This window comes from Streptomyces sp. NPDC018045 (assembly GCF_044327445.1).
Lineage (GTDB): Bacteria > Actinomycetota > Actinomycetes > Streptomycetales > Streptomycetaceae > Streptomyces.
On sequence record NZ_JBIRFL010000015.1, the window covers coordinates 70433 to 94206 of the forward strand.

14 protein-coding genes and 1 pseudogene are annotated in these 23774 nt (G+C 73.8%); 3 read left to right on the forward strand and 12 right to left on the reverse strand.

The genetic code is table 11. From position 1 onward, the window contains the following. Positions 1-127: 127 nt before the first annotated feature. The 5 genes and pseudogenes from ACH4EB_RS26950 to ACH4EB_RS26970 form a co-directional block, all read right to left on the reverse strand. Positions 128-2149 (reverse strand): ATP-dependent DNA helicase, encoded by a 2022-nt coding sequence (locus ACH4EB_RS26950; RefSeq protein ID WP_398350366.1) that lies wholly within the window; start codon positions 2147-2149, stop codon positions 128-130. A 41-nt stretch (positions 2150-2190) separates the two neighbouring features. After that, complete coding sequence (locus ACH4EB_RS26955; protein ID WP_398350445.1) at positions 2191-4221, reverse strand: IucA/IucC family protein; 2031 nt, start codon at positions 4219-4221, stop codon at positions 2191-2193. Between the two features lie 1078 nt (positions 4222-5299). Next, complete coding sequence (locus tag ACH4EB_RS26960) at positions 5300-6049, reverse strand: GNAT family N-acetyltransferase (protein WP_398350367.1); 750 nt, start codon at positions 6047-6049, stop codon at positions 5300-5302. A gap of 237 nt (positions 6050-6286) precedes the next feature. Further along, positions 6287-8749 (reverse strand): IucA/IucC family protein, encoded by a 2463-nt coding sequence (locus ACH4EB_RS26965; RefSeq protein ID WP_398350368.1) that lies wholly within the window; start codon positions 8747-8749, stop codon positions 6287-6289. A 763-nt stretch (positions 8750-9512) separates the two neighbouring features. Continuing rightward, a pseudogene (locus ACH4EB_RS26970) lies at positions 9513-10850 on the reverse strand (diaminobutyrate--2-oxoglutarate transaminase family protein); the annotation flags it as partial. 693 nt (positions 10851-11543) lie between these two features. On the opposite strand from ACH4EB_RS26970, the gene ACH4EB_RS26975 reads away from it, so the two are divergent. Then, the gene (locus ACH4EB_RS26975; RefSeq protein WP_398350369.1) at positions 11544-12731 is read left to right on the forward strand and encodes a trypsin-like serine peptidase; all 1188 of its coding nucleotides are present in this window, start codon (positions 11544-11546) and stop codon (positions 12729-12731) included. Positions 12732-12949: 218 nt separating this feature from the next. Here the strand turns inward: ACH4EB_RS26975 and hflX are convergent, their stop codons facing one another. The 6 genes from hflX to miaA all read right to left on the reverse strand — a co-directional run bounded on the left by hflX (position 12950) and on the right by miaA (position 21750). Then, on the reverse strand, positions 12950-14437 hold the full coding sequence (gene hflX, locus ACH4EB_RS26980; RefSeq protein ID WP_398350370.1) for a GTPase HflX: 1488 nt from the start codon (positions 14435-14437) through the stop codon (positions 12950-12952). Between the two features lie 239 nt (positions 14438-14676). Next, positions 14677-16371: a M1 family metallopeptidase gene (locus tag ACH4EB_RS26985; RefSeq protein ID WP_398350371.1), complete on the reverse strand. Its 1695-nt coding sequence runs from the start codon at positions 16369-16371 to the stop codon at positions 14677-14679. 336 nt (positions 16372-16707) lie between these two features. After that, positions 16708-19023 carry a RelA/SpoT family protein gene (locus ACH4EB_RS26990; RefSeq protein WP_398350372.1) on the reverse strand — a complete coding sequence of 772 codons (2316 nt, stop codon included), beginning with the start codon at positions 19021-19023 and terminating at the stop codon, positions 16708-16710. Between the two features lie 140 nt (positions 19024-19163). Next, positions 19164-20105: a diaminopimelate epimerase gene (dapF, locus tag ACH4EB_RS26995; protein ID WP_398350373.1), complete on the reverse strand. Its 942-nt coding sequence runs from the start codon at positions 20103-20105 to the stop codon at positions 19164-19166. A gap of 29 nt (positions 20106-20134) precedes the next feature. Continuing rightward, positions 20135-20704: a hypothetical protein gene (locus tag ACH4EB_RS27000; protein WP_398350446.1), complete on the reverse strand. Its 570-nt coding sequence runs from the start codon at positions 20702-20704 to the stop codon at positions 20135-20137. Positions 20705-20811: 107 nt separating this feature from the next. Continuing rightward, positions 20812-21750 (reverse strand): tRNA (adenosine(37)-N6)-dimethylallyltransferase MiaA, encoded by a 939-nt coding sequence (gene miaA, locus ACH4EB_RS27005; RefSeq protein ID WP_398350374.1) that lies wholly within the window; start codon positions 21748-21750, stop codon positions 20812-20814. A 182-nt stretch (positions 21751-21932) separates the two neighbouring features. On the opposite strand from miaA, the gene ACH4EB_RS27010 reads away from it, so the two are divergent. Further along, positions 21933-22220: a gliding motility protein gene (locus tag ACH4EB_RS27010; RefSeq protein WP_398350375.1), complete on the forward strand. Its 288-nt coding sequence runs from the start codon at positions 21933-21935 to the stop codon at positions 22218-22220. A 29-nt stretch (positions 22221-22249) separates the two neighbouring features. Then, positions 22250-22516, forward strand: coding sequence for an antitoxin (locus ACH4EB_RS27015; RefSeq protein ID WP_398350377.1), 267 nt, complete (start codon positions 22250-22252; stop codon positions 22514-22516). A 324-nt stretch (positions 22517-22840) separates the two neighbouring features. Here ACH4EB_RS27015 and ACH4EB_RS27020 read toward each other — a convergent pair whose 3' ends face one another. After that, on the reverse strand, positions 22841-23551 hold the full coding sequence (locus ACH4EB_RS27020; RefSeq protein ID WP_398350379.1) for a class III extradiol dioxygenase subunit B-like domain-containing protein: 711 nt from the start codon (positions 23549-23551) through the stop codon (positions 22841-22843). Positions 23552-23774: the final 223 nt, after the last annotated feature.

Genomic DNA, 23774 nt, shown 5'->3' on the forward strand with positions numbered 1-23774 from the left:
GGCTGGTTGAGCGACGTGGGGGTTGCTCCACTGACGGTGGGGGGTTACTGCGGGTCGGGGCTGTGGGCTTTGAGGGCGCGGGTCGGGTGGCAGGGCCGTCACGGCCCCCTCCGACGCCCCGGTGGAACTACTCGCCCTCGGTCGCCTTGGCTGCGGCGTCAATGGCGGCCAGGGAGCGGCGGACCTGGTTGCGGTCGGTGGTGTACCAGAATTCGGGCATCGACCTGCGCAGGAATGAGCCGTAGCGGGCTCGCTCCACGCGCGGATCCAATACGGCCACGACGCCGCGATCGCCCGTGGCACGGACGAGACGGCCCGCCCCCTGGGCCATGAGGAGGGCGGCGTGGGTCGCCGCGACAGCCATGAAACCATTGCCGCCGGCCTCCTCCACGGCCTTCTGCCGGGCGCTCATCAGGGGGTCGTCGGGCCGCGGGAACGGCACCCGGTCCATGACCACGAGCTGGCAGTTCGGGCCCGGCACATCGACGCCCTGCCACAGGGAGAGCGTCCCGAACAAGCACGTACGGGCGTCACCGGCGAAGGTGCGGATCAGTTCGCCGAGCGTCTCCTCGCCCTGGAGGAGGATCGGCACGTCCAGCCGCCCGCGAAGGTTCTCGGCGGCGGCCTGCGCCGCGCGCATCGAGGAGAACAGGCCGAGGGTGCGGCCGCCGGCGGCCTCGATCAGCTCGGCCAGCTCGTCGAGCATGTCCGTACGGCTGCCCTCGCGGCCCGGCTGGGCCAGGTGCTTGGCGACGTACAGAATGCCCTGCTTGCCGTAGTCGAACGGCGAGCCGACGTCCAGACCCTTCCACCGCAGGACGTCCTCGCCCTCCGTGCCCTCGGGGGCGAGGCCCAGGGAGGCGCCGACGCCGTTGAAGTCCCCGCCCAGCTTGAGGGTGGCGGACGTGAGCACGACGGAGCGGTCCGCGAAGAGCTTCTCGCGCAGCAGGCCGGAGACCGACAGGGGCGCGACGCGCAGGGAGGCGCCGAAGCGGTCGTGGCGCTCGTACCAGACGACGTCGTACTCGGAACCGTTGGCGATCCGCTCGGCGACCGCGTGGACGTTCTCGACCGAGGCCAGGGCCTGCTTGCGCACGGCGTCCTCGTCCTGGACGGACTTGTCGCGGGTCGAGCCGAGGGCCGAGATCACCGTACGGGCCGCGTCCCGTAGCGCCATGAGGCAGTAGCCGAGGTCCTCGGGGATCTCCTCCAGGCGGCCGGGCAGTGCCAGCTCCATCAGGCGCTCGAAGGTCTCCGAGGCGGTCTGGAGCTGGTCGGCGGCCTTCTCGTTGACCAGCTTGGCGGCACGCTTGACGGCCCGGTTGACCTGGCCGGGGGTCAGCTCCCCGGTGGCCACGCCGGTGACCCGGGAGACCAGCTCATGGGCCTCGTCGACGATCAGTACCTCGTGCTGGGGCAGCACCGGGGCACCCTCGATGGCGTCGATGGCCAGCAGGGCGTGATTGGTGACGATCACGTCGGCGAGCTTGGCGCGCTCGCGGGCGGCCTCGGCGAAGCACTCCGCGCCGTACGCGCACTTCGAGGCGCCCAGGCACTCCCGCGAGGAGACGGAGACCTGCCCCCAGGCCCGGTCGGAGACGCCGGGGGTGAGATCGTCGCGGTCGCCGGTCTCGGTCTCGTCCGCCCAGTCGCGCAGCCGCAGCAGATCCTTGCCCAGCCTGCTGGTGGGCGTGGCGTGCTCGAAGGGGTCGAACAGGCCCTCCTCCTCTTCCTGCGGCACACCTTCGTGCAGGCGGTGGAGGCACACATAGTTGGAGCGGCCCTTGAGCATGGCGAACTGCGGACGGCGGCGTAGCTGCGGATGCAGCGCCTCGACCGTGCGCGGCAGGTCGCGCTCGACGAGCTGGCGCTGGAGCGCGAGGGTGGCCGTGGCCACCACCACACGGCCGCCGTGGGCCAGCGCCGGCACCAGATAGCCGAGCGACTTTCCGGTGCCGGTACCGGCCTGTACGAGCAGGTGGGAACCGCTTCGCTGCGCTTCGCCTGCGCTGCCTTCCGAGTCTTCGGGAGCGGCGCCGCCGACCGCTTCGGCGACGGCTTCGGCCATGGCGATCTGGCCAGGGCGCTCGGTGCCGCCGACAGCGGTGACGGCGGCGTGCAGCAGATCGGGGAGGGAGGGCTTCGTCATAGCGCTGCCACCCTACGCGGGCCCACTGACAATCTGCTCGGTCACGGGTGGTGGAGGGGGTTCGGCACGGTGCCGTGGACGGCGGCGTGCGGACGCTGGGCACGGTCGCGGTATCCGTCGAGGTGGAGCCGGTTGCGGTTCAGGCACAGCCGGGCGATGCGGGGGGTGAGCAGGTCGAAGGTCTCGTGGCGTTTCTTCAGGTGCGGGAAGCGTCCCTGATGGCGCAGGATCTCCGCCCGCACCAGGGACCAGAACTCGCTTTCGGGCACCGCGAGTTGCTGAGCGCACAGCGGGGCGAGGTAGCGGAAGACCCCGACGAAGAGACCGGAATGGATGAACTGGGTGAGGAAGTCCGGGGGCTCGGTGAGCAGCACCGCGCGGACGTCGGCGGGCATGGTGGCGTGTTCCGGCAGCGGCTCGGCGCTGGTGTTGACATCGTCGACGAAGTCCTTGACCGCGAGGCGGGTGGGGACGTCCCGCTGGTCGAAGACGACGATGGCGTTCTCGCCGTGCGGCGAGAAGACCGTGCCGTACTGGTAGAGGAAGTGCAGCAGCGGCGGCAGCAGGGCGGCGAAGAGGTGGCGCAGCCAGACACGGGGCGCCAGCCCGGAGCGGTGCACCAGCTCGGCTGTTAAAGCCCGCCCGCGCGGGTCGGTCTGCAGGAGCGCGGCCAAGGTGCGGGCACGCTCCCCCGGAACCAGGTAGCGGCTGATCGGCTCGCGCCAGATGCAGCCGAGCAGTTCCTTGTACTGATACGGCACGCCGGGCAGCCGGTCGTACAGGGGGTGTTCGACGGTGACGGACGCGGTCTCGCCGAGCAGGATCACCCGGGTCTCGTCGCGCAGATACGGGTCGGCGTCACGCAGGCCGTGGACCCAGGCGGTGACGGCGGGGGCGGCGATGGTGCGTTCCGTCGGCAGGCCGCGCCAGACCAGGGTGTTGAGGACGGAGAGCGGAACCTTGACCGTACGGGCCTGCGGGCGGCTGAGGTTGAGGAAGGTGCGGATGGACTGCTGCGGCAGGCGCAGGTCGTTGTCAGTGGCGAGTGGGACGATGAGTTTGTCGGCGAGTTGGGGGGCGAAGAGGGGCGCAACGGTCTCGTCCCACTGCCAGGGGTGGACGGGGAGGTAGAGGTAGTCGGCGGGGTCGAGGCCCTGCGAGGAGAGGGTGCGGGCGAAGGCGGCACGGGTTTCGGGGGTGAGTTCATCGGCGTAGAGACGATCGGGGTCGGCCAGGGCCGGGACGCCCCGGTAGACGGCCAGCCTGCGGTGCGCGGCGATCCAGGGCAGGCGCTGCGGGGTGCGGGCCTCGGGTGACCAGACGGCGGCGTCGGTCGCCGAGAAGCCCAGCCGCCCCTTGTTGGCGACCAGCCAGGGGTGGCCGGTCTGGTGGCCTTCCAGGGCGGCGTAGTCGAGGTCGGCCAGCTCCGCCGCGTCGAGGGCCGTGGCGTCCAGGCGGGTGTCTGCGGCGAGGGTCGCGGTCAGCTCGCGGATGAGGTGGCCGGTCGTGTCACCGGACAGGCTCAGGACGGTGTCGTGGGCGTGGAACAGGAAGTGGAGGGGGTCGCCTGTGGGGGTGATGGAGTCGGGGTCGACACGCCAGTGTCCGTAGGCGCCACGCCGGGCCCGGAAGCGGTAGGTGACGTCGTCGTTCAGGCGCAGGCGGTAGGGGCGGGCCCCGTCGGCGGTACGGGCGCGTCGCGGGTCCGGTGCGGCCTCGCTGGGCGGTGCGAGGTCGCTGGGCGGTACGGCCTTGCTCGCCGGTGCGGCTGCGCTGGACGGTGCGGCTGCGCTGGACGGTGCGGTTGCGCTGGACGGTGCGGACTTGGGGGGTGCGGAGGCCTCACTGGGGGCGGTGGCCTCGGGGGTGGCGCCGAGGTGCACTGCGGAGTCGGTGGTGGGGCCCCAGGGGCTGTCGGCATCGCGGCCGGGGGTGCTGCCGGGCTCGCCGTGACCGTCGCGTGGGTCGGAGAAGGGGACGGTCACGGAGGCGGGGACGGAGGCGGCGCCCGGGTCGGGTTCGGGGGTGATGATCTCCTCGTAGGCGAACTCCGCCAGGATCTTGGCGAGCAGCCGACGGGCGGCTCTCTGCCACGCACGGTGGCTGTCCGTCCCGACGCCGGAGGGCTCGTCGCTCGGGGCTGCCGGAGCTTCTGGCGCCTCGGGGGCGGAGACGGGGACGGCGTGGCTGGTGGGGGCGGTGGTGCCTGTGGGGAGAGTGGGGGCGGCGTCCGGACTGCTGGGTTCGGGGGCGACTGCGCGGGCAGTGGGCGCGCCTGCTGGGGCGGCGTCCGGGCAGCCTGGGTCCGGGGCGTCTACGCCGGTGCGGCTGGGGTTGCCGACGCCGGGAGCGGTGGCCTCGGTGCTGTCGGTGGCTCGGCTGCGGGGACTCGGGCCATCACTGCCGGGATCACCCGGGTTACCGGGGGTGGAGGGTGTGGAGGGTGTGGAGGGTGTGGAGGGGATGCCGGGATCGGAAGCAGGACTATGGAGGGGTTCGGAGGAAGGACACAAGGCGGGACTCCTGGGGACGTGACCTGAGCGACACGGACAGTGCGCGGGGAAAGGGAGCCTGGTGTGAAGACGCGAACAGTGCGAAAGGAGCGGCCGGACGAACCGGAAGGCAGGCACAGGCCAGGAGGAAGGCACAGGCCGGAGGGGGCGGAGGAAGTGGAAGGTCCAGAGGGGATGGAGGGACCGGAATAGTCGTACGAGCTGCTGGTAGACCCTCCGAGCGGGCTGCCGGTGGAGCCTTCCGGCGGACTTCCGGTGGAATCTCCGGGCGGGCGGCCGGTAGAGCCTCCCGGCGGAATTCCGGCAGAGCCCCCGAGCGGGCGGCCGATGGACCCTCCGAGCGGGCTTCCGTCGGGCCGGCCGGCGGGCGGGGCCGGCCAGTCGGCCAGCCTGCCGGGCAGGGCCGGTCGGTCGGGCGGAAGCGGTCGGCCGGACAGGATCGGCAGAGGGGATGAGGCCGAGTCCGTAGGCGCGGCAGGTGGCGCTGACAGCGGGGTGGGGCGGCCGGGTGGGGCCGGTGGAGAGATGGCGAGGCCGGGAGGAGCGGGGCGTGCGGTGAGGGCGTTGTGAGTGGTGGAGGGCAGGCGGGAGCCGCCGGCGGTGGGGCGTCGGCGGCGGGCGCGAGATATGGGGACGGTCACAGGAGGTGGCGGTGGACGCGGTCGCGGACCATGAGGGCCGCGCGTTTGGCGGGCAGGTCGATCTCGTCGGCGTAGCGGAAACCGGCGCCGAGGAAGGCGGCGACGGACGGGACATTGCGCAGATCGGGCTCGGCGATGACCCGGCCGCACTGCGGCCGGTGGTCCAGGACCAGATCGGCGGCGGCCCGCAGCAGAGCGGTCCCGATGCCGCGGCCCCGGTCGGCCACGCCCCCGATCAGCAGGTGCAGCCCCGTGTCATGGGGCCGGACCGGGTAGTAGCGGGCGATCGGGTCCAGGTCGGCGCGGTAGACCTCCCAGTAACTCATGGGGACACCGCTCAGTACGCCGAGACAGGGCACGCTGCGTCCGTCACCGTCGAGCTGGGCGCGCAGGTGGGCGGCGGTGATCTCCTGGGGCCCGGCCAGTTCCCAGAATGCCGCGACGGCCGGGTCGTTCATCCAGGCGGAGATCAGCGGCAGGTCACGTTCGATACGTACCGGTACGAGTTGGAACGGCCCGGCGGCCGTGGCTGCCGGGCCCCAGCCGGCGATGTGATCGAGCAGGTCTCCGCCGCCCGGGCTGTCGGCCGGGTCGGTGGAGAGGGGCGCCGCGCTGAACAGCGCCGTGATGTCGGGCGGCAGGTGCAGGTCGAGGGTGTCGTCGAGGGCGTCGTCCGGAGAGGTTTCGAGGGGGTGGTCGAAGGTCTCTTCGGATCCTGGATCGATACCGGACTCGGTGGGGGGCACGATGGCGCTCTCTCCTTTCCGGGCCTCCTCACGAGGTCACGGGGCGGGCGGGCAGGGAGTCGGGGACACGGTCGGCTTCGGAGGGCGGAGACGAGGGTCGGGGCGGGCGGGGCCTGGGACCGGGCCGGCGAGGTGCGGAGGCGGCGGACGCGGACGTCCGCGGACGCCGCGCACAGACCGGAACCGGTCAGGGACAGGAGGAGGAGTCAGAGGGTCAGGGGCAGGGGGATCAGGAGGTCAGGGGTGAAGGGGATTGGGGATGGTGACGTAGACGGACTGGGTGTCGACGGGGCCGACGAGTTCGTCGAGGCCGCGCAGCCGGGTCAGCAGGTTGGCCTTGCAACGCAGGGTGCGGGCTTCCAGGAGGCGGCCGGGGAGCGGTGAACGGTGTTCCGCGGGCCCGGTGGCGGCATCGGTGAGGAAGCGCCGGAAGGCCGCGAGCAGCACCTTCTCGCCCGCCAGACGCTGGGAACCGAAGGCGCCGATGAGGCCGAGGACGTTGTTGATGCCGAGGTAGTAGGCAAAGCGTTCGTCGGTGACCTCGTCGGTGACGAAGGTGTCGCTGGTGGAGCCGATGCCGGGCAGCCGCCGTTCCAGCTCCGTACGGCGCGACTCGCGGAAGTAATAGCCCTGGTTGTCCCGGTAACGGCCGCCGGCGGGCCAGCCGTCCCGGTCCAGCAGGACGAGGGTGTTCTGCTGGTGCGCTTCGAGGGCGACGCCCGCGGTGCCGTCGAGCCAGAGGACGGGCCGTACCACCGCTTCGAGGTAGCGCAGGAACCACTCGGTGGCGACGGCGCCCGCGGGCCGTCCGGTACGGGCGGTGAGCCCCCCGATCACGTCGGCGAGGCGGGAGCGCAGGCCGGTGCGGCCGGGCCAGGGGCGGGGCGAGGTGAGGGCGGCGATGCAGACGGCGTCGTCGGTGGCGGTGAAGGGGTTGTGCCGGACGACCACGTCCAGCCCGTGCACCGGCTCGCCGTCGGTCCCGGCGACGCCGAACCAGGCCGGGTCGCGGACGATGTCGAAGCCCGGGGAGCCGGGGAAGGCCGCCCGCCACCGCGCGGCCAGGCCGGTACGGAGCAGCCGGTGCACCTCGACGCCGCGCTCCAGCTCCTTGCGGAGGTTGTCCCGGCGGGAGTTGGTGATGCGTACGCCCAGGGAGAGTTTGAGCATGGCCTCGCCGCCGGCGCGGAAGACGGTGCGTACGGAGGAGGTGGGGCACCAGGCGGGGCCACCGGGGCCCAGGTCGTGGAGGCGGCCCGCCTCGTACAGTTCGGCGATGTCCGGACGGTGGCCGAGTTGGTGGGCCTGCCACGGGTGCATCGGCAGTGGCAGGGTGCCGGCGGGCGTCCGGGGCGCTCCCTCGGCCAGGCGGGCGGCCAGGTGCGCGGCGGGGACGATCCTGCCGCGTTCGGTCCAGGCCGAGGCGGCGGTGAAGACGTCCCGGTGGACGGCCATCCAGTGGAGGCGGAACGCGCCGCGCAGCTCCGGGGAGTAGGCACGCGTCTCGGCGTCGGTCAGGCCCTCCCGGCTCTTGGGGGTCGGGTGCATGGGGTGGCCGAAGAGCAGGGCCTGTTCGGCGGCGAGGAAGCGGGAGCCTTCGTGCTCGTCGGCCGGGGTGGCGCGCCGGTCGGCGAGGAATACCGCGGTGTGCCGTACGGAGTCGGCGACGCGGCCGACGAGATCGGCGCTCTCGCTGTCCGGCGCACCGGAGGGGTGGATGGGGGCGGCCCCGCGCGGGGCGGAAAGCGAGGCGCCGGTGCCGCCGGTACTGCCGAGGGCGTTGCCGGTGCCGTTCGTACCGCCGAGGGGGGTACCGGTGGCGCCCGTATCGCCAAGGGCGGTAGCGGTGTCCCCCATACCGCCGAGGGCGCTGCCACGGCTTTCCGTAGTGCGGGCGCCGCCACCCCTTTCCGTGGTGGCGAGGGCGCTGCCGCCACTGTCCGGGCCCCCGGCACCGCCATGGTCCGGTGCCCCTTCGCCGGTGCTGCCCCCCGTACCGCCGTGTACGGCCTCGCGGCGCAATAGGGCGGCGAGGGTCACCGCGTCCAGGGGCGCGGCGTCGAGGGGGGCGCCTTCCAGTACGGGCGCGCCAAAACGGTGCCAACCGGTCTCCGACCAGTACAGGACCGGGACGTGCAGGGCCGCCGCGCTGGCGTCGAGGGGGATGCGGAGCCAGTCACCGGCCGGGCGGGGCGTACCGCTCTCGCGGACCCAGCAGCGGAGCAGGCTCTCGGCCCCGGCGGCGTCGGCGGCGACGGCCGGGTCCTGGTGCTCCAGCCTGTCCTGAACGGGGAACCGAGCCTGAGCCCGCACGGGTTCCTGGGCCAGGGCCGGTACGGGGTCCTGCTCGGCCCCCTGGGCGCCGGGCCCTTGGCTGTCGCTGCCCTGATGGACGGCGCCCTGGTCGGTGGCGCACCCGGCCGCGGTCAGGCTTTCGACGCCGACCTCGTCGTCCGTGTACACGGTGACGACCCGGGTGGCCCCGCCCCCGTGGCACTCGTCGTGCCCCTGCCGCTCGTGGTGCCCGAGCCGTACGGCGCAGCCGGCGTGGGCGCCGTGCTCCCCGCTCTCGCCGGTGTCGTGGGCGCCGACGCGGCGGTTCTGGCGGGGGACGGCGGGTTCCCGCAGCCGGGCCAGCGGTTCACGGGGCAGACGTCGCTCGTCGGCCGGAGTCCCGTCGGGGCCGGGGCTTTCGTTCATCGGGGTGTGCCTCGCAGGGTCGGCGCGGTCGACGCGGTCTGGACGGTGCTGGAGCGGTGAGCGGGCATGCGGCGGTGGGCAGGCGTGTGCCCGTGAGGAGCTGTGGGCCTATGACGAACCGGGGCCCCATAGGAAACTGCGGGCCTATGAGGCGCTGGGGCCCCGTGGGGAATGGTGGGCTCATGGGGAACGGTGGGCCCATGGGGACCGGTGGGTCCCTGAGGAGCTGAGGGCCCGTGAGGAGCTGTGGCCCCACGGGAAACCGGAAGCCCAAAGGCAGGCGTGGGGCGCCCGGGGCGCCCGGGCCGGAGCGACGTGGCGCGGCGGGGCGACGAGCGCCTGGCTTCCGTACGGCCGGAGCGGCGCGGATCCGCGCTCATGGGGTCGCTCCGGAGGGTGTCGCCTGCCGCCGTGCCGCGTGGCCCTGCCCGTCCGGCGCGGGCGCCACACCCGCCTCCTCGGCCGGGCCGCCTGCCTCGGCCGACTCCCCCGATGCGCTCTCCTCCCCCGCTCCCGCCCGCCGGCCGGGCACCGCGAGTTCCCCGGCGCCCACCCCCGGCACTACGGCCCTACCGGCCGCCATCGGCTCCGCGACCGCCTCGGCGACCACGCGCGCTCCCGCGCCCACGTGGGCTCCGGCAACCGCACCGGCTCCGGGGGCCGCACCCCGCACCCCCGCAGGCGCCGCACACGCTCCGGCGGCCGCACCACGCTCCCCGGGGGCCGCACCCCGCTCCCCCGCGGCCATGCCGCTCGCCTCCGGGCGGGCCGCGGCCGCCAGTGCGTCGGCGAGTCGGTCGAGGACCGCGTCCGCCTGTTCGTCGGTGATGGTCAGCGGGGGCAGCAGCCGGACCACCGCGCTGTGGCGGCCGCCCAGTTCGACGATCAGGCCGCGGTCGAGGCACTCCCGCTGGACGGCCGCGGCCAGTGTGGGGGCGGCCGGGCGGGCCCCCGACGGGTCCGGGGCGGCGTCCGGGTCGACCAGCTCCAGGCCGAGCATCAGGCCCCGGCCGCGTACGTCGCCGACGCAGTCGTGCTCGGCGGCGAGCCCGGCCAGCCGGGACGTCATACGGGCGCCCAGCTCACCCGCGCGCCGCGCCAGGCCGTGCTCCCTGACGTACGCGAGGGTGGCCGCGCCGGCCGCCATCGCGAGCTGGTTGCCGCGGAAGGTGCCCGCGTGCGCGCCGGGCCGCCAGGTGTCCAGGTCCTCGTGGTAGACGATGACCGCGAGCGGCAGGCTGCCCCCGATCGCCTTGGACAGGACGAGGACGTCGGGCACCACACCGCTGTGCTCAATGGCCCAGAACGCGCCGGTGCGGCCGACGCCGGTCTGCACCTCGTCCACGATGAGCGGGATGTCGCGCGCCGCCGTGATCTCGCGCATCCGGCGCAGCCAGGTGTCGGGGGCCGGGATCACCCCGCCCTCGCCCTGGACCGGTTCGAGGATCATTCCGGCCGGCCGGGCGACGCCGCTCTTGTCGTCGTCGAGCACGTTGGCGGTCCAGCGCGCCGCCAGTTCGGCGCCGCGTTCGCCGCCCGTACCGAAGGGGCAGCGGTAGTCGTACGGATACGGGAGGCGGGTCACGGAGGTGTCGCGCGCGCCCCCTGACGCCGCGAGCGCCCCCGCCGTCATGCCGTGGTACGCGCCGGTGAAGGCCGCCAGCCCATCCCGGCCGGTCGCGGTCCGCACCAGCTTGAAGGCGGCCTCGACGGCGTCCGTGCCGGCCGGTCCGCAGAACTGGATGCGGCCGTGGTCGGCCAGTTCGGGAGGCAGGGTGGCGAACAGCTCGGTGACGAAGGCGTCCTTGACCGGGGTGGCGAGGTCGAGAACGTGCAACGGGGCGCCGGAGTCCAGCACGGAGCGGATCGCTTCCAGGACGACGGGGTGGTTGTGCCCGAGCGCCAGGGTGCCCGCCCCGGAGAGGCAGTCCAGATAGCGGCGGCCGTCGGCGCCCTCGATGGTCAGCCCACGGGCCCGCACCGGGACGATGGGGAGCGAGCGCGCGTACGTACGGGCGGCGGATTCGCGGAGCGACTGCCGCCGCAGGATGCCCTCTTGGGCGGGAGGGGGTGCCATCGGCAGGGGCTGGGTCAAGGCCACGGCGGTTCGGTCCTCCTGCTGCTGGGCTCTCGCGGTGAACTGCGGGCGGGCCCGCCGCGCGCCGGCCGCGCCCCGTCGGGCCGCTTTCCGTCGCGCACCGGGCCTGGTCCGCTGTCGGCAGGTCGCCGGGCCTGGCCGGCGGGCCGCTTCCCGCTACCGCCGGACACGGCTCAGCCGTCCCCCGTACGTATCAACGACGCCGGCCGCGGGAGAACACGGCCTGCCACAAGATCCTTGCCGCACCGGGAAGCGGGGCGCCCGGCAGCGCTACGCCCGCCGCGCGAGGGCATGGCGCGCGGCGCGGCGCCCACGGTGCGGGGGCATGGCGCGCGGCGTTGAGCCCACGGCGCAAAGGCACGGCGCGCGGCACGACACCCCCGCGCGGCGCTCCCGCGCCATGCCTCTTCAGCGCCCCCCACCGCCCCACGCCATGCCCCTTCACCGCGCCCGTCCCACCCCCACATCACCTCCACAGAAAGATCCCCACCGGATCGGAACCGGGGACCCGCTCACCACCGTCCCCAACGGCACCGGCATAGTGGGGACCTGCGCCCGGCTTTCCGGTGCATGACAAAACAGCAGATGCGGGCACGTCCGGGGCAAGACCGGCACGCATGTCCACGGCGCGGTACGGCCGCCCGAGGCCGGACGCGTGCCCGCGGCAAACCTGAACAGACCAGGGGGAGTTCACCCATGCGATCCATACGTCGGCCGGTCCTGGCCGCGGCCGCCCTCACCGCCGTGGTGGCGCTGACCGCCACCGGCTGCGGGCCCGAGGGCAACCAGGCGGACGGCAAGCCCGGCCAGTCCGCGGAACAGGGCAGCGCGGGCGGGGGTGGCTTCACGATCCCCCAGGACATCCAGGACAAGCTCAAGGAACACGGCGTCGACCTGGACAAGTGGAAGAACGGCGAGTGGAAGAACTGGGACAAGGACAAGTGGCTCCGCGAGGCCAGTGAGTTCATCAACCCGATCATCAAGGGTCTGTGGGACCCGGACCGGGCGAGCAAGGCCAAGCCGCCGAAGGAGCCCACACCCAAGGACATCTCGGGTGACCAGGGGCGGACCGACCCGGATCCGCGGCCGGTCCAGGCCAAGGCCGTCAAGCCGCCGTTCGGCCAGAACGCGCCCGGCCTCGGCAAGATCTTCTTCGACACGCCCGAGGGCCACGCGGTCTGCTCCGGCGCGGTGGTCAAGGACCCGGCGCACCCGGGCAAGTCCAACCTGGTCTGGACGGCCGGCCACTGCGTGCACGCCGGCAAGACCGGCGGATGGTACCGCAACATGATCTTCGCCCCGTCGTTCAACGACAGCGGCAAGTCCGCGGCCCAACTGGAGAACGCCTCGCGTGAGCAGATGTTCCCCAAGGGCGTGTGGTGGGCCGACGGCGCGTCGACCTCCAACCAGTGGATCAGCCAGGGCGGTCCGCAGGGCAACAGCGTGCCGATGGCGCCGTACGACTTCGCGATCATGCACGTGACGCCGGAGAAGGGCGCGGGCGCCAAGTCCCTCGAAGAGGTCGCCGGCGGCGCCTACTCGGTGGACTTCAACGCTTCCGCGATCCCGGACATCCGTAGCATCACCGCCCAGGGCTACCCGGCCGAGGCACCGTTCGACGGCGCGACGCTGCAGCAGTGCACCGACAAGCCGGGGCGGCTGTCGCTGGACGCCAAGAGGCCGACCATGTACCGCATCGGCTGCCTGATGACCGCCGGCTCCTCCGGTGGCCCCTGGTTCGCCAAGGGCACGGACGGCAAGCCGGCGCTGGTGTCCAACACCTCGATCGGCCCGCGTCCGGCCGGCTGGCTGGCCGGCCCGCACCTCGGCCCGGAGGCCAAGAGCATGTACGGCGCGATGAGCAAGAAGTTCGCGTCGAAGTAGGCGAGGTGCGCGGCGGGCACCCGGCACGCGCCGGGTGAGCGCGCGGGCGGCCCGGCCCCGTACGGCGGGGACGGGCCGGTCCGCCGCCGCCCGCGGCAGAGCGCGACAGCATGACGAAGGCCCGCCCCGGGGCTCCGGGAGCGGGCCTTCATGCTGTCTACGTGCTGGCTTCGTACTGCCTTGTGCTGTCTCTTCGGTGCGGCGCTACGGCCGTCGCGTCACGCGGCGGGTACGTACGGCCGGAGTTCGGCGGCCAGTTCCTCGTGCACCCGCGCCTTGAGGACGGTGCCCTCCGCGATGTGTTCCTCGGAGATCACCTCGCCCTCGGCGTGCGCCCGCGAGACCAGCGCGCCCTGTGTGTACGGCACCAGCGCCTCGATCTCGACCTGCGGCCGCGGCAGCTCCTCGTCGATCAGCGCGAGCAGCTCGTCGATGCCCTGCCCCGTACGCGCCGAGACCAGCAGCGCGTGCTTCTCCTGGCGCAGCAGCCGCTGGAGGACCAGCGGGTCGGCGGCGTCCGCCTTGTTGACGACGACGATCTCCGGTACGTGGGTGGCACCCACGTCACGGATCACCTCGCGCACGGCGGCGAGCTGCTCCTCCGGCACCGGGTGCGAACCGTCGACCACGTGGAGGATCAGGTCGGAGTCGCCGACCTCCTCCATCGTGGAGCGGAACGCCTCGACGAGGTGGTGCGGCAGGTGCCGGACGAATCCGACGGTGTCGGCGAGGGTGTAGAGCCGCCCGCTGGGCGTCTCGGCCCGGCGCACGGTCGGGTCCAGGGTGGCGAACAGCGCGTTCTCCACCAGGACGCCGGCCCCGGTCAGGCGGTTGAGCAGCGAGGACTTGCCCGCGTTGGTGTAACCGGCGATGGCCACCGAGGGGACCTTGTGACGGCGGCGTTCCTGCCGCTTGATGTCACGGCCGGTCTTCATCTCCGCGATCTCCCGGCGCATCTTCGCCATCTTCTCGCGGATCCGCCGACGGTCCGTCTCGATCTTGGTCTCACCGGGGCCACGGGTGGCCATACCGCCGCCCGCGGAGCCGGAGCCACCGCCACCCATCTGCCGGGACAGCGACTGGCCCCAGCCGCGCAGCCTGGGCAGCATGTACTGCATCTGCGCCAGCGAGACCTGCGCCTTGCCCTCACGGGACTTGGCGTGCTGGGCGAAGATGTCGAGGATCAGCGCCGTACGGTCGACGACCTTGACCTTGACGACGTCTTCGAGGTGGATGAGCTGGCCGGGGCTCAGCTCACCGTCGCAGACCACCGTGTCGGCGCCGGACTCCAGGACGATGTCGCGCAGCTCCAGGGCCTTGCCCGAACCGATGTACGTCGCCGGGTCGGGCTTGTCGCGGCGCTGGACGACGCCGTCGAGCACCATCGCGCCCGCCGTCTCCGCCAGGGCGGCCAGCTCGGCGAGGGAGTTCTCCGCGTCCTGCGCCGTGCCCGTGGTCCAGACACCGACCAGCACCACGCGCTCCAGGCGCAACTGGCGGTACTCGACCTCGGTGACGTCTTCGAGCTCGGTGGACAGTCCGGCCACACGCCGCAGGGCGGCCCGCTCCGTGCGGTCGTACTGCTCGCCGTCACGCTCCCCGTCGATCTCGTAACTCCAGGCGACGTCCTCTTCCATCAGGGCGTCGGCCCGGCGGCTCTCGGGGAGGCGCTGTCGGTCCTGTGGAAGGGAAGAAGAGGAGGTCATTTGATCCTTTGCGTCGTTGGGACGTCCCGTGCGGGGCCACGCGGCCCCGGGACTCTCGATCGTGACAACGTCCGGGCCGCCCGGGAGATTCCCGGTGGCCGCCCCGTCATCGGCCACACGATGGTCGCACGGCCGCTGGTCACCGTCATACGGATTTTCCGTGTGGGGTGGCGGTCCGCGCCGTCTCAGGTGTACGGGGGGCGGCCCCGCGGGCCCACCGGCGAGGCCGCCCGGCAGGCTCACCCACGGGGCTTCCCGGCGGACTGCCCGGCAGGCTTTACGGCGGGCTTGGTCGCAGGCTTCCCGGCGGGCTTGCCCCCCGGCTTCCGTGCCGGTGGCTGCGGCGTCCGGTGGTTGCTCTTCCAGTCCGGGTGTCCCGGCATCGGCGGTGTCTTCGCGTCGTACAGCCAGCTACGGAAGAACCCGCCGAGGTCCTGGCCAGAGACGCGGGAGGCCAGCGCGACAAAGTCGGCGGTGCCCGCGACGCCGTCGCGGTGCCGGGCCACCCAGGCGCGCTCCAGCTTGTCGAAGGCGGCGTGCCCGATCTTGGCGCGCAGCGCATACAGCACGAGGGCGCTGCCGTCGTACATGACCGGGCGGAAGATGCCGGTCTTGTTGCCGGGGCCGGGGGCCTTCGGTGCCCCGGGCGGGCCGCCCTCGGCGCGCATCCGGTCCGAGACGCTGTAGGCGCGGCGGGTCCGCTCGTCCATCGACATCTTGGAGCGCTCGTGCGCGTACAGCTCCTCGTACCAGGTGGCGTGCGACTCGTTGAGCCAGGCGTCCGACCAGGTGCGCGGGGAGACGCTGTTGCCGAACCACTGGTGCGCCAGCTCGTGGACCATGATCGCTTCGATGTACCAGCGGGGGTACTGCTGGGTGGTGAACAGCCGCTCCTCGAAGAGGGACAGCGTCTGGGTCTCCAGCTCGAAGCCGGTCTCGGCCTGGGCGAGGAGCACGCCGTACGTCTCGAAGGGGTAGCGGCCGACCTTGCTCTCCATCCAGGAGAGCTGACCGGGTGTCTTGGCCAGCCAGGGTTCCAGGCGCTTGCGGTCGGCGGCCGGTACGACGTCGCGGAGCGGCAGGCCGTGCGGCCCGGTGCGCCGGACGACGGCGGAGCGCCCGATGGACACCTGCGCCACCTCGGTGGCCATGGGGTGGGCGGAGCGGTAGACCCAGGTGGTGGTGGCCGGGGCCGCCCGCCCCTGTCCCGTCCGGGTGGTGCCCTTCCACGGCAGGGCGCTCGGGTGGCGCGCCACACGGGTCCCGTTGGCGACGACCGTCAGGCCGCTGGGCGCGGTGACGCGGAAGGTGTAGAGCGCCTTGTCCGAGGGGTGGTCGTTGCCCGGGAAGACGCGGTGTGCGGCGTCGACCTGGTTGGCCATCACCAGTCCGTCCTTCGTCCGCAGCCAGCCGACTTCCCTGTCCTTGCCGCCCTTGGGGGGACGCGGATCGCTGGTGTGCCGGACGACGATCCGCATCGGGGTGCCGGCGCGCACGCCGCGGTGGGGCGTGACGATCAGGTCCTCGCCGCGGCTGACGTGGGCCGCGGGCCGGCCGTCGACCTCGACGGAGCGGACGGTGCCGTGCGCGAAGTCGAGGTTGACGCGCTCCAGGCGGGCGGTGGCCCGTGCGGTGATCTTCGTGACGGCGTCCAGCGGCCGGTCGTTGCGGCCGGAGTACGTCAGGGCGATGTCGTACGCGCGGACGTCGTAGCCGGGGTTGCCGAGGTGGGGGTAGAGCCGGTCGCCGATGCCGAGCGGTGCGGCGTCCGGCAGGCCGGCGGCGACCAGTGAGGCGGCGGCGAGCAGGCCGAGCGCGCTCCGGCGGCGGGTGGCGGCCCCGGAGAGGCGGCGTGGGCGGGACGGGGCGCCTTCGGGGCCCCGTCCGGGGGCGGAGCCGGGGCCGGGCGCGGGGTGGGACGAGGAAAGCGGCATGACAAACGGCTATCAGCGCGGCACGCTCGCCCGTGGCCGACGCGACAGTACGGCACCCGAACGAGGGGCTCCGTGCGTCCGTAGAGGCCGGAGTGACACGTGTGAACACCGGGCCGCGCGCGAACAGGCGGCTTCTCAGGACCGCGGGAACGGACCGCCGATGACGTACGAGGGAACCGGCCACCCCCGAGGAACGCGGATTCGAGCGCCCCCTGAGGAAAGTAGCCACGGGCTGCCCACCAGGAACGCGGCCACAGGTGCTCCCCTCCAGGAACGCGGCCACAGGCGCCCCTCCAGGAACGAGCGGCCCTTCACGTACACGGCGGCTAGCGCCCCTCAGGACCGCGCCGCCACCCTCGGCTGCGCACGCCCCGCCCGGAGCACGTCGAAGACGCCCGGTACCTGCCGCATCGCCCGCATCAGGGACGGCAGCTTGGCCGCGTCCGGCAGGTGCAGCGTGTAGGTGTGCCGTACGCGCTGCTCACGGGGCGGTTCGACGGCCGCGGCGACCACGGCGGCGCCTTCGGCGGCGATGGCCTCCGTGAGGTCGGCGAGCAGATGCGGCCTGGTGAACGCCTCCGCGAGGAGCGTGACCCGGCAGCCCTGCACGCGGTTTCCCGCGCCGCGCCAGCGCGCGCCGACGGGTTGCCGGCCGGACGCGGCCATCCGGGCCACCACGGGGCACAGCGCCCGGTGCACGGTGACGATGCCGCCCCGTACGGCGAAGCCGGTGACGTGGTCCGGCGGTACGGGGGTGCAGCAGCCCGCGAGCCGTACGGTCGCGCCGGGGAGGTCGGTGGACAGACCGGCGGTGTCGCCGCCGTGGCGCCCGGACGCCACGACGGCCCCGGCGCTCCGTGTCCCGCCGGCGCCGCTCGGCGCTCCCGCGTCCACCGGGCCCTCCCCCGGCCCGGTCTCCGCCCCCGGGTGCGCGGCCAGCCACCGGGAGATGGCGAGCCGGGCGGCCGGGGTACGGGTGTGGTCGAGCCAGTCCGGTGAGGGCCCGGCGGCGGAGTCGGGGGCCATGAGCAGGTGCAGGCTGTCGCCGTCGCACAGCACCGTGGAGAGCGTCGCCAGGCGTCCGTTGACGCGCGCGCCGATGCAGTGGTGGGCCCCTTCGCCGTACAGCGCGTACGCGGCGTCCACGCAGCTCGCGCCGGCGGGGAGGCCGACGGCGCCGGTGCCTGCCGCGCCGTTGCTCGCGGGGTCCGTCGCGACCGTGCCGCTCCCGTCGTCGAAGCCGCCCTCCGCGCAGAAGACCGTGATCTCCCGGTCCTGGGCGAGGTCGTCGCGCAACGAGGTCCAGAACGTGTCCGGGTCGGGGGTGGCGCGCTGCCACTCCAGGAGGCGGCACAGCCACCCGGGCTGGGTCGGGTCGACGCGCTCGCCGTCCTCGGCCGCCTGCGCGCCCTCCGCGCCCCCGGCGCCGTCCGCCACCGCCGCGGCCGGGTCGGAGCCGGCCGCGGGGGCGTACGGGTTGCCCAGTGCGATCACCCCGGCTTCCGCGACACGGTGCATCCGGTGGGTACGGATGAGCGTTTCGGCAATCGCGCCGTCCGCGTCCGATACGGCGGTGTGCAGCGACTGGTAGAGGTTGAACTTCGGCGCGGCGATGAAGTCCTTGAACTCCGAGACCACCGGGGTGAAACAGGTGTGCAGCTCGCCGAGCACGGCGTAGCAGTCGGCGTCCTCGGCGACCAGCACCAGCAGCCGGCCGAGGTCCGCGTCGGTGACCGTGCCGCGCGCCAGGCGTACCCGGTGCACGGAGACGAAGTGCCGCGGCCGGATGAGGACTTCGGCGTCGATGTCGGCCTCGCCCAGCACGGTGCGCACCCGTTCCGCGATGGCGTCCAGCGGGCCCGGGCGGCCGGCGTGACCGAGGACGAGCGCGCGGGTGGTGGCGTACTCCTCCGGGTGCAGGACCGCGAAGACCAGGTCCTCCAGCTCGGTCTTGAGCGCCTGCACGCCCAGCCGTTCGGCGAGCGGGATCAGCACGTCGCGCGTCACCTTGGCGATCCTGGCCTGCTTCTCGGGGCGCATCACGCCGAGGGTGCGCATGTTGTGCAGCCGGTCGGCCAGCTTGATGGACATCACGCGGACGTCGTTGCCGGTGGCGACCAGCATCTTGCGGAAGGTCTCGGGCTCGGCGGCGGCGCCGTAGTCGACCTTCTCCAGCTTGGTCACGCCGTCGACCAGGTAGCAGACCTCCTTGCCGAACTCCCGGCTGACCTGATCGAGCGTCACTTCCGTGTCCTCGACGGTGTCGTGGAGCAGGGAGGCGGTCAAGGTCGTGGTCTCGGCGCCCAGTTCGGCCAGGATCAAGGTCACCGCGAGCGGGTGGGTGATGTACGGTTCGCCGCTCTTGCGCATCTGCCCGCGGTGCGAGGACTCGGCGAGCGCGTAGGCCCGGCTCAGGGTGTCCAGGTCGGCGTCCGGGTGGTGGGCGCGGTGCACCTTGGCGACGTGCTCCAGGGCGTCCGGCAGGCCGTCGCGGGGGGCCGGCCCGAGCAGCGCGGCCCGGCCGATGCGGCGCAGCCCGCGCAGTTCCAGGCGGGGGCGGCCGCGCTTGCGATGTGAGGCTTCCCCCAGGTCGGACGGAGCGGCCTGGGCAGGCGCGGCGGGGTTACCAGGGTTCGTGGCCTCTGCGCTCATGGGCACCTCCGGCGGCGTCGACCGGCGGTTGGGCGCCCGCAGTCAGTCGCCCGGGCCGGTGCTTGATGCTACCGAGCCCATCACGCAGCGCTGTCCCGCTCTCGCCCAGCGTGAACCGGATCACCCATTCGAGCGAAGTCTCAGTCGAGGGCCGTGACCAGCCACGCGGGGTCCATCGCACCTTGCGCGACGATCACCGCGGGGCCGGTCATCTCGACCGTGCCGTCCGGCAGCTCGGTGATCGTCAGGCTGCCGCCCAGGACATCGACGGTGTACGTGACGGGGCTGCCGGTGACCGAAGGGTCGGTGCCGTCCCGGCGGGCGGTGGCGACGGCCACGGCGCAGGCGCCCGTGCCGCAGGAGCGGGTCTCGCCGGAGCCGCGCTCATGGACCCGCATCGCCACGTGGCGCGGGCCGCGGTCGGCGACGAACTCGATGTTGACGCCGTCCGGGTAGACGGCGGCTGGGCCGAACGGCGGGGCCGTGCGCAGCTCTCCGGCGTGGTCGAGGTCCTCGACGAAGGCGACGGCGTGCGGGTTGCCCATGCTCACGTTGCGGGCGGGCCAGCTCCGGTCGCCGACGGTGACCGTCACGCCGTCCGGGAGCAGCTCGGCGCGGCCCATGGCGACCGTGACCTCGCCGGTCGCGGTCAGGCGCGCCCTGCGGACGCCGGCCCGGGTGGCGATGGCCAGCTCGCCCTCGCCGGCCAGGCCGGCGTGCTGGAGGTAGCGGGCGAAGACGCGGACGCCGTTGCCGCACATCTCGGCGACGGAGCCGTCGCCGTTGCGGTAGTCCATGAACCACTCGGCCTCGCCGGCCAGGGCGCGGGCCGCGGGGTCGGCGGCGGAGCGCACCACGCGCAGCAGGCCGTCGCCGCCGATGCCGGCCCGGCGGTCGCAGATCCGCGCGACGGCGTCGGCGGACAGCTCCAGGGCGCCGTCCGGGTCGGGGACGATCACGAAGTCGTTCTCCGTGCCGTGTCCCTTGAGGAAGGCGATGCCCCGGCCCGAGCCACCCGCGGCGGTCGTGGCGGCGCTCACCGCGGCCCCCGTGGCCTCTGCGGTCCCCTGTGCGTTGGTCATGACTGCATCGTACGGCGCGGCGGTGACAGTCAGTGCAGGCGGGCGACGCGCCAGACGGCCAGCAGGGCCAGGACGATCACGACCGCCGCGTACGCCAGGGCGACCCGCCAGTCCGGGCGGCGGCCGGAGCCGCGTGCGGGCAGGCCGGGCCAGGTGTGGCCGACCCGGCGGGCGGCCATCATGCCCCAGCCGGCGGCGCAGCCGAACAGCAGCAGGCCGAGCATGGAGATCACCGCGCCGCTGTCGCCGCCGAACTCGAAGGCCAGTGGGAAGGCGAACATCAGCGAGCCGAGGATGGCCAGGCCCACGATCGGCGCGAGCTGCCAGATGCGCAGCCGGCGCGGCGGGCGCAGTTCCCGGAAGGACTCGCCGCCCTCGGCCGCCTCCGCGGGGCCGTCCCCGGCGTCCAGGGGCGCCGGGCGAACCGGTTCACCCAGCGCGTCGGGGCCGTCGGGCCCGACGGCCGCGGCGTGGTCGAGGGCAGGCCCGTCGGGGCCCACGGCCCCGGGCCCGTCCTGGGTCAGCGACTCCGTCGCGTCCCGCTGTCCGTCTCTCGGCCCGTCCGGTTGCTGCGGTCTGTTGCGAGGGCCGGCCTCCATCGCCACGCGCCCTCCCCACTCCGACTGCACGCCTCGATCGAAGGTCGATGATGACACGCTCCCGGGGGCCCGGATGACGGGCGGAGCGTCCCGATGCCATGACGTGATCAGGCTGTGACCGGTCGTTCGACCAACGTCAGCGCCCGCCCCGGGAGTTCCGCGCGGTCAGCGGCGCCGCCGCTGAGCCAGTGGACCCGGGGGTCCCTGCGGAACCAGGAGTCCTGGCGGCGCGCGAAGCGCTTGGTGGCCCGCACCGTCTCGGCCCGCGCCTGCTCCTCCGTGCACTCCCCCGCGAGCTGGGCGAGCACCTGCTGGTAGCCGAGGGCACGGGAGGCGGTACGGCCCTCGCGCAGCCCCTCGCCCTCCAGCCGCCGCACCTCGTCCACCAGGCCCTCCTCCCACATCCGGTCCACCCTGCGGGCGATGCGGTCGTCCAGTTCGGGGCGTGCCACGTCGACGCCGATCTGCACGGTGTCGTAGACCGCCTCGTGTCCGGGGAGGTTCGCGGTGAAGGGGCGGCCGGTGATCTCGATGACCTCCAGGGCGCGCACGATGCGGCGTCCGTTGCTCGCGAGGATGGCGCGGGCGGCCTCCGGGTCGGCGGCGGCGAGCCGGGCGTGCAGGGCGCCACTGCCCCGCTCGGCGAGTTCGGCCTCCAGCCGGGCCCGCACCTCCGGGTCGGTACCGGGGAAGTCGAGGGCGTCGATGGCGCCGCGTACGTACAGGCCGGAGCCGCCGACGAGGACGGGGGTGCGGCCTTCGGCGAGCAGGCGGTCGATCTCGGCGCGGGCCAGCCGCTGGTACTCGGCGACGTTCGCGGCCCGGGTCACGTCCCAGATGTCCAGGAGGTGGTGCGGGACGCCCTGGCGTTCGGGCACCGTCAGCTTGGCGGTGCCGATGTCCATTCCCCGGTAGAGCTGCATGGAGTCGGCGTTGACGACTTCGCCACCGAGGTGGCGGGCGAGCGCGACGCCCAGATCGGACTTTCCGGCCGCGGTGGGACCGACGACGGCGATGACCCGGGGTGCGGGAACTGCGGTGTTCACCGGCCCAGTCTCGCAAACCTGCGGGGCTCATCTCGAACGAGCGACGTGACGGCTCGTCTCCGTGTTCGTTGCCTGTTGCGAGGTTCCGGCCGCCGGTTTACGAACCGGGGCCCGCGGGCGGCGCAATGGGACGCTCCGGGCGCCCCGGGATTTCGCCCACACGAGTAGGGTATGGAGTAGTTATGGGCGTGTTTTCACGGTTTCGTCGCCGCAAGGACGAGGCGTCGACGGAGGAGGCCGCCGCCATCACGCTGACGGCGGAGCCGTCGGCCGCGGAGGGCGGGGAGCCCGCCGCCGGGCGGTCCGAGGCCGCACCGGTGGCGGAGCGGGACGAGGCGGCAGCGGCGGACGGGCAGCCATCGGTGGAGGAAGCCGGCGAGGCGGCGGCCGCCGAAGGCGTCGAGATCCCCAAGCAGCAGTCGGCGGAGGAGGCTGCGGACAGCGAAGCCGGGGAAGGCGCCCGCAAGTAGCACGCACGCCGTACGAAGGAAGGTGGCCCATGGGCCTGCTGGACAACCTCAAGGCCAAGCTCGGTCCTCTGAAGAACAAGGCCGGTGACCTCGCGCAGCAGCACGGCGACAAGATCGAGCAGGGGCTCGACAAGGCCGCGCGGGCAGCCGACGAGAGGACCAAGGGCAAGTACAGCAGTCAGATCGGCACCGGCGCGGGCAAGGCGAAGGACGCCCTCGGCCGGCTGTCCGAGGAGTCCCGCCGCTCCGGGAACCAGGGCCCCGGCGGCTCCGGCCCACAGGGACCGGCCTCCTGACCTTCCCACCGGGCCCGCGCGGGACGGCCCGGACGGCACCACGGCCGCGGAGCGAAGCGCTCCGCGGCCGTCGCGTGAGTGGAGCGGCGCGCGAGTGGGGCAGCGCGTGAGAGCGGGCGTCGCGGGAGTGGGGCGACGCCTTCGGGGCCGTACGCCACGCCGGTGGCTCCGCGGCCCGGCCCGCGGCTCTCCGTACGCCCCGGGCCTCTCCGTACGCCTGGCGCACCGCTCCCGTACGCCTCGCGCGCATCTCCCGTACACCCCGGGCCCGAGCCGGCCCGGGCCCGGCCCGCCGCGGGCTCCACCGCGGGCTTCAGGCCCGTCTCAGGACCAGGCCGCCACGAAGTACCCCACCCCGTACGGCGCCTCCTCGCGCAGCAGCTCGCCGCGGAGCCCGGCGTCCTGCGCGGCGCCTGCCAGGACCTGCCAGCAGGCCCGGCCCGAGGCCTTAAGCTCGTACGCCAGCTCCGCGTCCAGCCCGGTCAGCGCCTCGGTGTCGGCGGCGCCCAGGGCGCGCCCCACGGCGGCGTCGAACGCCTCGGCCCGCTCGTCGAGGTAGCCCGGTGCCTTCACCGAGCGGCACGCGCTGCCGTCGCCCATGACCAGCAGGGCGACCCGTTCCGACGAGGCCGCGATCTCCCGGCCGACCTGTACGCAGCGGTCGGCGGCGAGCGGTTCCCCGATGCCCAGCCCTTCCACCGGCGCGTCGGCCCAGTCCGTACGGGTCAGCAGCCAGGCGCCGACCGACAGCGACGGCGGAAGCGGCCGCTCCGGGGGCGTCTCGGCGGCGCCCAGGCTCACGTCCAGGTCCACACCGAAGCCGCGGAACGAGCCGACCGCGCCCTGTCCGTGCGGTCCGCGGCCGGCCTGTTCGGCGGGGCCGACGACGACCAGCCGGTCCGGCCGGGCCGCGGCGAGCACGCCGACCGCGTCCAGGGCGGCGGCCCGCAGACCGTCCAGCTCGGGCGCGGCTCCGGAGGCGACCTCCGGGACGAGGACCGGCGGACACGGGCAGACGGCGGCGGCGACAAGCATGGCTGGAACCCTAGCAAGGGCGCACCGCCGACCACGGGCGCTCGGACGCCGGCCCACGCCGCGTCCGGCACCGGCCGAACGAGGCGAAGGCAGTACGAGGCGAAGGCAGTACGAGGCACCGGCCGCACGGGGCGGAGGCCGCATGAGGCACCGGCCGCATGAGGCGGAAGCCGCATGCGGCGAAAGCCGCACGGGGCGAAAGCCACGCCACAGCCGCACGGGG